Here is a 7,862-nt window from a genome sequence, read left to right on the forward strand (position 1 = left end):
TGGATATTGTCGACAAAGATGCGCGCACGTTTAAGGGTGGCATCGTCAACCTCCCGCATATTCGGGCGGAACGCCCCTATCAGGTCGATGTGCTGGCCCGGTTGAAGCCATTCACCCTTGATGATCGGCTCTGACGACATCGTGGCCGAACAGACGATGTCAGCCTCTGCAATTCCAGCTTCAAGATCAGCGACAATCGCAACATCAGGGTGCTGCTCCGCAAAACGCTCAGCACCTTCTGGCGAACGGTTCCAGACGCTAAAGCGCGCATCTGGGAACAACGCGCCATAGGCCTGACGCAGCGAATGCGCAACGTTACCCGCGCCAACCAGCAGGATCTTCTTAGAGTCCCGCCGCGCCAGCTTACGTGCGCCCAGTAGACTGTCCGCAGCCGTCTTCCACTTGGTCACAAGATGGAAATCTAGGATTGCCTCCAACCGCCCATCTTCGTCCGAAAATAGGTTCACAGCCCCATTGATGACACCTTTGCCCAGCGCAACGTTTGACGGGAAAACAGTCGCACATTTGACAGCAACGCCCATGCCCCTGATCCAAGCGGATCGGTTCAAAAGCGACGCATCATCCCGATAGAGAAAGACGTCTTCAACCTCAGCCTTTGGCGCAGCATGACCAGCGATAAAAGCATCGGTCAGCCCAAGCCAATTCAGCAGGGGATCGGCCCCTTCAAAGGTGATTAATTGAGTCATTGCACCCTCCCGCCGACCCTAACTCATGCGTGTCTTGAGGAGCATCCCGCGATTCACGCTTTCGCGCAACTACGTTCGTGCAGCTTGTCGCAAGACGCGCTCCAACCCGTCCAGAAATCGGGAGCGATCCGCCTTGGAAAAGGGCTTCCCACTGCCCTGCCGAAACGGATCAGCGGCCCGCAGATCAGCCATCAGATCGCGCGTGGCAAGCGTGTTGCCAATGTTCTTCTCGGTCAGCATGTCACCGTTGTGTTTAATGACCAACGCACCCGCTTCAATGCACTTTGACGCCAGAGGGATGTCACCAGTAACGACCACATCGCCCTTAGTCGCCCGATCCGCGATCCACATATCAGCCACATCAGGTCCATCCGGCACCACGACCGTTTCGACAAAGGGGTTCTGCGTGGGGCGAATACCGCCGTTTGAAACAACAAACATCTTCACTTTATGCCGCGTGCCGACACGCTCCACCTCCGCCTTTACAGGGCAGGCGTCCGCATCGACATAGATCATGCGTAAAGCGCCTGCGCATGAAACGCGATGTGGTCTTCGATGAAGGTCGACACAAAGAAGTAGCTGTGATCATAGCCAGATTGCAGGCGCAGTTGCGCATTTTGGCGGCGTGTGGCGATTGCGGCGGCCAAATGCTCTGTCCCCAAGAGATCACCAAACTGATCGTCGACTCCAGTGTCGATCAGGATCGGACCATCAAAGCCTCTTTCTTTCATTAGCAGTGTCGCATCGTGTTTGGCCCAAGCCGCCTCATCCTTGCCAAGGTAGGCCACCAACTGCTTGCGGCCCCAATCCGACGCTGTTGGATGGCAGATCGGGGCGAAGGCGGACACGGACGCAAACCGCCCTGCTTCATTCATTGCAATGGTCAACGCCCCATGCCCACCCATGGAGTGACCCGTGATCCCCTGACGATCCATGTCGACTGAAAAATTCTCTCCAATCCAATCCGTCAGTTCAGACGTGATGTAGTCGTACATCTGATAGTGCGGTGACCAAGGCGCCTCAGTGGCGTTTACATAGAACCCCGCGCCTTGGCCCAAATCATAACCTTGGTCATCCGCCACATCATCACCGCGTGGGGACGTATCAGGAAAAACCAACGCGATCCCATGCTCCGCCGCCCAGACCTGCGCAGCCGCTTTCGTCATTGCATTCTCATGGGTGCAGGTCAGGCCCGACAAATACCAAAGGACAGGCACACGGGCGTATTTCGCTTCTTCCGGTAGAAACAGGCCAAAGGTCATATCGCAATTGCAGGTGTTTGAGGCGTGGCGATAGACGCCTTGAACACCGTCAAAGCAGCGGTTTTCAGAAATGGTTTCCATGTCAGGCCTCCTTTGCGCGTCTCATCGCTAGCGCAGGATCAAAGACTTGTCACCCAAGCAATCACCATCGGCAGCGTGAGAATGCTAAGGACGGTCGACAAAAAGATCGCCGCTGATGCCCGCGCTGGGGCAACGTTGTAGGTCTGCGCAATCATGAAGACGTTGCCTGCCACCGGCAGGGCAGCCGCCGCAATCATGACACCTGCGGAGTAGGGGTCGATATTAAAGACGGCCAAAGCAAAGAAAGCGACAGCCGCAGGGTGCAGCAATAGTTTGCAGACGGTCAGCCAGCTGGCCACTGACAGACGTTCCGCCGACTTTCCGGAAAGGGACGCGCCGATGGCGAATAAGGCACCGGGTGTTGCAGCTGATCCCAGCAGCTCTAGAAAAGCATTCACAGGTTTTGGAATTGGCAGGGCGAGCGCCGCAAACAAAAAACCCACAACAATCGAGACCACCATTGGGTTCTTGAAAAGCCCCAAGATGACGGTCCCAAACGTACGGAGCCTGATCGCCCCTTCGCGCGATGCGGTGATGAGGATCACGATCAAACTGCTGAAGACCACAAGATCGACGGCCAGAACCATCATTACGGGGCCAATCGCGGCTTCCCCCAAAAGCAGCACGAGCATTGGGATACCCAAAAAACCGACATTACCGATAATGGCGCATTGCGCCTCCACCGCCGCCTCCGCCATTCCGCGTTTTCGGATCAAAGCGATAACAGAGGCTAGCGCATAGACCACAACACAGCCCGCAAGATAGGCACCCATGAACGTCCAATCGAGCACATCTGTCAAAGACAGGTTCGCGGCAAAGCGGAACAACATCGCTGATAGCGCGAAATAAAAGACAAAGCGTGTCAGATAGGCGGTGGCATCAGGCCCGAAGAATCCAACGCGCCCCGCGCCAAAGCCCAGCGCGATGATCGCAAAAAACGGGATAGTTTGGAGAAAAACCTCAGTCAAAGGTTCTCGCCACACGACCCAAAAGCATGAAGGCCCGCGCGCTGCGTGTCTCTGACAGTGCGATCAAGTCCTCGTCGGAGGCTTCGGTCTCATAGGTAATAAGCATCTGATCAAATCGCCACAGGAAGTGATGCGCCGCATCGCGGAAGATCGTGTCTTCGCGAATCCACGCAGCCGTCAAAACAAGCGAAGACCGATCCCGTACGCCGCCAAATCTCTGGCCGTGCTCGATCTGGGCGCAGGTCGTCCATATTCATGCCATCCTGCGACAGCAGTGTCAGAATGTCTTGCGCAGCTTGAACCAACTGCCGCACATTGCGATCTTTCAGCGCACGGCGCAGAGCGGAAAACCCTTCGGTATCTTGATCCGTGTCTGGAAAGTTCAGCGCCCGAACCAAATCACTCCGCGACAGGATGGGGGCCATATCTTCGCTCGATGTGCCTAGCTCCAACGTCGGCGGCGCATCGCTGATGTCGACCTTTGGCGCGGCCGACGGCGCGGTGGAGAGGCACCCGTCGCGAGAGGAGGCGAAAGTAGCTAAGGCAGACTCTGTCTTTTTAGCGGTCTGCGCAATTTCGTTCAGCTTCCGCTCAACCGTTGGGCCAGAGTTTTGGCCCGCGAGTTTCTGACCTGCAATGGTTTCCCGCATCCCATCAATCGCGGACTGCAAACGCGCCGATTCCTCCCGCATAACTTTTGCGGAGCGTGCGGCCACGGCAGCCACCCAGATCATCGCGATTGGCAATAAAATGGCGATCAGGATCAAAATGATCCGCAAGCTGTCAAACCCGCTTTCACCAGATTGCGGCGGCAGGATCAGGAAAAACAAGCCAACCACAAACAACCAGCCCACGGACAAGACAATCGCGATAATCTCGGATGAGCTTATCGTGGTATCTCTCGCGACTTGGACTGGACGTTCTTCTGACATCGCCCCCCGCCTGCCTATTTGTAGGTGATGGACAGGATCTCGTACGACCGAGTTCCGCCAGGTGTTTTCACGTCAACGCTGTCACCTTCGTCCTTGCCAATCAAAGCGCGGGCCAATGGTGACTTCATGTTCAAAAGACCCGCATCAATGTCAGCTTCATACTCACCAACAATCTGATAATTCTTTTCTTCGTCCGTATCTTCATCAACCAGCTCAACAGTCGCGCCAAACTTGATGCTGCCAGACAGCTTTGTGGGGTCGATCACATCAGCGAGCGAAATCACACCCTCAAGCTCTTTCACGCGCCCCTCGATGAAGGACTGCTTTTCCTTGGCGGAATGATATTCCGCATTCTCGGACAAATCGCCATGCTCGCGGGCCTCGGCGATGGCTTTGATGATGGCCGGACGCTCAACCGTTTTCAGGTGCTTCAGCTCCCCATTGAGCTTATCGAATCCTGCCTGAGTGAGTGGAATTTTATCCATAATTCTGCGCCCTTCTAATACACCGGCCCTAATAATCGGACGTTAATAACTTAATTTGCCAGTTCACTGTCAAGTGCAAGGCCCGAATGACGTCGTGCATCGATGTTGTGACGTCGTGTTTCGTTTGCGCATGAAAATGACCTGCGATAATTTCACACAAAACCCAGGGACGGGTCCGCGGACCCAAGTAGCAAAGGTACAGGAATGTCCGAAATTGAACGCGAAGCAATGGACTATGATGTCGTCATCGTAGGCGCTGGACCTGCTGGTCTTTCGGCAGCTATCCGCTTGAAGCAACTTGATGCCGACCTTGATGTGGTTGTGCTCGAAAAAGGCTCAGAAGTGGGCGCGCACATCCTGTCTGGTGCGGTGCTTGACCCGTCTGGTCTGGATGCGCTGATCCCTGACTGGAAAGACAAGGGTGCACCAATCACCGTGAAGGTGAAAGAGGATAACTTCTATGTCCTCGGCGAGGCCGGTCAGCTGCGCCTTCCAAACTTCATCATGCCACCGCTGATGAACAACCACGGCAACTACATCGTCTCCATGGGCAATGTCTGTCGTTGGATGGCGGAACAGGCCGAAGCAATGGGCGTCGAAATCTTCCCCGGCATGGCCTGTTCAGAGCTGGTTTACGGCGAAAATGGCGAACTGAGAGGCGTTGTTGCTGGCGAGTTCGGCAAAGAAGCTGACGGTTCGATGGGACCAAACTACGAGCCCGGCATGGTTCTGAACGGCAAGTATGTCTTCCTTTCCGAAGGCGTGCGTGGATCGCTGTCGAAAGAAGTGATCGAAAAGTTCGGCCTTGCCGATGATTGCGACGTGCCAAAGTTTGGCATTGGCATGAAGGAAATTTGGGAAATCAAGCCAGAGAACCACAACGAAGGCGAAGTCACCCACTCCATGGGTTGGCCACTTGGTTTCAAAAACTCTGGCGGGTCGTTCATGTACCACTTGGACAATAACCAAGTGTACGTCGGCTACATCGTCGATCTGAACTACAAGAACCCGCACCTGTTCCCATACATGGAGTTCCAGCGGTTCAAGCATCACCCGCGCATCGCCAAAGTGCTCGAGGGTGGTAAGCGCGTGGCCTACGGCGCGCGTGCGGTGACCAAAGGCGGCTTCCAGTCGATCCCGCAAGCCACGTTCCCAGGTGGTGCGCTTCTGGGCTGTTCGCTTGGCCTGGTGAACCTGCCGCGGATCAAGGGCAACCACAACGCCATGCACTCTGGCCGTCAGGCGGCCGATGCGGCCTATGCGGCGATCAAAGCAGGCCGCGCTGGCGACACGCTTCAGGAGTACCACGACGCGATCAAATCTGGTCCAGTGGGCAAAGACCTTAAGCGCGTGCGCAACGTGGCACCGTTGAATGCCAAGTTCGGTCCTTTGGGCGGCCTTGCCCTTGGTGGTTTTGACATGTGGTTCCAGACGATCTTCAAGGTCAGCCCATTCGGCACTGTCAAGCACGGAAAGAATGACGCACAAAGCACGGAACCCGCCTCAAAACACAAGCCAATCGACTATGCAAAACCCGATGGCGTCCTGTCCTTTGACCGTCTCACAAATGTTGCGTTCAGCTTCACCAATCACGAGGAAAGCCAGCCTGCGCACCTGAAACTCAGGGACGCAAGCATCCCCGTTGGTGTGAACCTGCCTAAGTTTGCAGGCCCATCCGCCCGCTACTGTCCTGCTGGCGTATACGAGTTTGTTGAGGAGGAAGGCAAAGATACCCGCTTCCAAATCAACTTCCAAAACTGCGTCCATTGCAAGACCTGCGATATTAAGGACCCAATCGAGAACATCACCTGGACGGTGCCGCAGGGCGGCGACGGACCAAACTATCCAAATATGTGATCTACTCGGCGGGGTGTCCGACGCGACATCCCGCCGCTTCACAGCTTCTTTCATTGCCACTGCCGGATCGCTTGCCTAACCTGCTCTGACAGGTGTCAAAGCTATGGGTATGTATCAGTGAAAAACGGTCTGGCGCGCGCAGTCTTTGCAGGTTTTTTGATCTCAACAGCAATTCCAGCCGATGCAGATGCCAACCTTGGTGCCTACCTCGCCGCCCGCCAAGCCGCGATGGAGGCGGATTACCAAGCCGCGGCGCGGTATTACACCGAAGCACTGGTCGCTGATCCCACAAACCCGCAACTGCTTGAGAACGCGGCCAATTCATTCACAGGTCTGGGCCAGTTTGACCGCGCGGCGCCGATTGCCGATCAGATGGTCGCGCTTGAAATCCGCACGCAACTTGCGTCGATCATTCGTTTCACATCCGCCGCCAGTAATGACAACTGGGACCGCGTCTTTTCCGACCTCGAAAGCGGTTTGATGGTCAGCCCGCTTGTGGATGGCTTGATCCAAGGGTGGGCTGCGATGGGCGAGGGCGACGTGGACCGCGCGATTGAGAACTTTGATGCGGCGATCGAGATACCGCAAACGCGCAATTATAGCATTTATCACAAGGCGCTAGCACTGGCCTCGGCAGGCGACTTTGAAGGCGCGGATGCGCTTCTGGCCAGCCCCAAGGACGGGCGCGCTTTCAGTTCCCGTTCTGCCATCGCGCACGCGCAAGTGCTGAGCCAATTGTCTCGCAATTCTGACGCACTAGAGATGCTTCAGGCCGTCTTTGGCCAAACCCGCAATTCAACCGTACTAGACCTGCGCACACGGCTGACGAATGGGGAGACGGTTCCCTTCACGATGGTCCGCGATGCAAAGGCAGGCATTGGCGAAGTCTTCTTGATGGTGGCGGATCTTCTGCGCGACGAGACGGCGGATGGCTACATCCTGACCTACACCCGTGCGGCCGAATACCTCGACTCCACAAACACCGAGGCCACCCTCGCAAGTGCCCGATTGCTGGAGCAGATGGATCGGTATGAACTGGCCAGCGAAACCTACTGCCAAAATCGGAGCAGACAACCCCGCCTATGTGGGGGCAGAGCTAGGCCGCATTGACGTGCTGCGCCGCGCAGATCGATTGGACGCCGCGGCTGAAGTCGCAGACGCTTTGGCACGGTCGCACCCTGACCGGCCGTCGGTCCATGCGAAACTCGGCGACGTGCGGCGCGAGTTGAAGGACTATGAAGATGCCGTTGCCGCCTATTCCAACGCCTTGGCAAAATTCGACGACGAAGACAGCGCGCGGTGGGTCGTCTACTACACCCGCGCGATTGCCTATCACGCAATCGACCAATGGCCGGAGGCAGAGGCCGATTTCAGATCTGCCCTAGAACTAAACCCTGAACAACCACAAGTGCTCAATTACCTCGGTTACTCTCTCGTCGAACGGGGGGAGAAGCTCGACGAAGCGCTAGAAATGATTGATACCGCTGTCGCTGCTCGACCCGATAGTGGAGCGATTGTCGACAGCCTTGGCTGGGTTTTGTTCCAACTCGGACGCTATGAGGATTCCGTT

General features: G+C 56.1%; 9 protein-coding genes. 3 read left to right on the forward strand and 6 right to left on the reverse strand.

What is annotated here, in order from left to right:
- From ACTF5F_RS04090 to greA, 6 genes are all read right to left on the reverse strand, one after another.
- A partial coding sequence (locus tag ACTF5F_RS04090) for an ornithine cyclodeaminase family protein (protein ID WP_438955605.1) occupies window positions 1–707 on the reverse strand: 707 nt, incomplete at its 3' end.
- Between the two features lie 69 nt (window positions 708–776).
- Window positions 777–1,223, reverse strand: coding sequence for a YaiI/YqxD family protein (locus ACTF5F_RS04095; RefSeq protein WP_438955606.1), 447 nt, complete (start codon window positions 1,221–1,223; stop codon window positions 777–779).
- Complete coding sequence (fghA, locus tag ACTF5F_RS04100; RefSeq protein ID WP_438955607.1) at window positions 1,220–2,050, reverse strand: S-formylglutathione hydrolase; 831 nt, start codon at window positions 2,048–2,050, stop codon at window positions 1,220–1,222. The genes ACTF5F_RS04095 and fghA overlap by 4 nt, the downstream gene beginning before the upstream one ends.
- A gap of 38 nt (window positions 2,051–2,088) precedes the next feature.
- Window positions 2,089–3,018, reverse strand: a complete 930-nt coding sequence (locus ACTF5F_RS04105) for an AEC family transporter (protein ID WP_438955608.1) — start codon at window positions 3,016–3,018, stop codon at window positions 2,089–2,091.
- 110 nt (window positions 3,019–3,128) lie between these two features.
- Window positions 3,129–3,950, reverse strand: a complete 822-nt coding sequence (locus tag ACTF5F_RS04110; RefSeq protein WP_438955609.1) for a hypothetical protein — start codon at window positions 3,948–3,950, stop codon at window positions 3,129–3,131.
- A gap of 14 nt (window positions 3,951–3,964) precedes the next feature.
- Window positions 3,965–4,435, reverse strand: a complete 471-nt coding sequence (gene greA / locus ACTF5F_RS04115) for a transcription elongation factor GreA (protein ID WP_438955610.1) — start codon at window positions 4,433–4,435, stop codon at window positions 3,965–3,967.
- A gap of 204 nt (window positions 4,436–4,639) precedes the next feature.
- On the opposite strand from greA, the gene ACTF5F_RS04120 reads away from it, so the two are divergent.
- From ACTF5F_RS04120 to ACTF5F_RS04130, 3 genes are all read left to right on the forward strand, one after another.
- Window positions 4,640–6,292, forward strand: a complete 1,653-nt coding sequence (locus ACTF5F_RS04120; RefSeq protein WP_438955611.1) for an electron transfer flavoprotein-ubiquinone oxidoreductase — start codon at window positions 4,640–4,642, stop codon at window positions 6,290–6,292.
- Between the two features lie 117 nt (window positions 6,293–6,409).
- The gene (locus tag ACTF5F_RS04125; protein WP_438955612.1) at window positions 6,410–7,402 is read left to right on the forward strand and encodes a tetratricopeptide repeat protein; all 993 of its coding nucleotides are present in this window, start codon (window positions 6,410–6,412) and stop codon (window positions 7,400–7,402) included.
- Window positions 7,323–7,862: tetratricopeptide repeat protein (locus tag ACTF5F_RS04130; protein WP_438955613.1), on the forward strand; the 540-nt coding region annotated here is incomplete at its 3' end. The genes ACTF5F_RS04125 and ACTF5F_RS04130, both read left to right, overlap by 80 nt.

The sequence above is a fragment of the Cognatiyoonia sp. genome (assembly GCF_965661665.1).
GTDB lineage: Bacteria > Pseudomonadota > Alphaproteobacteria > Rhodobacterales > Rhodobacteraceae > Cognatiyoonia.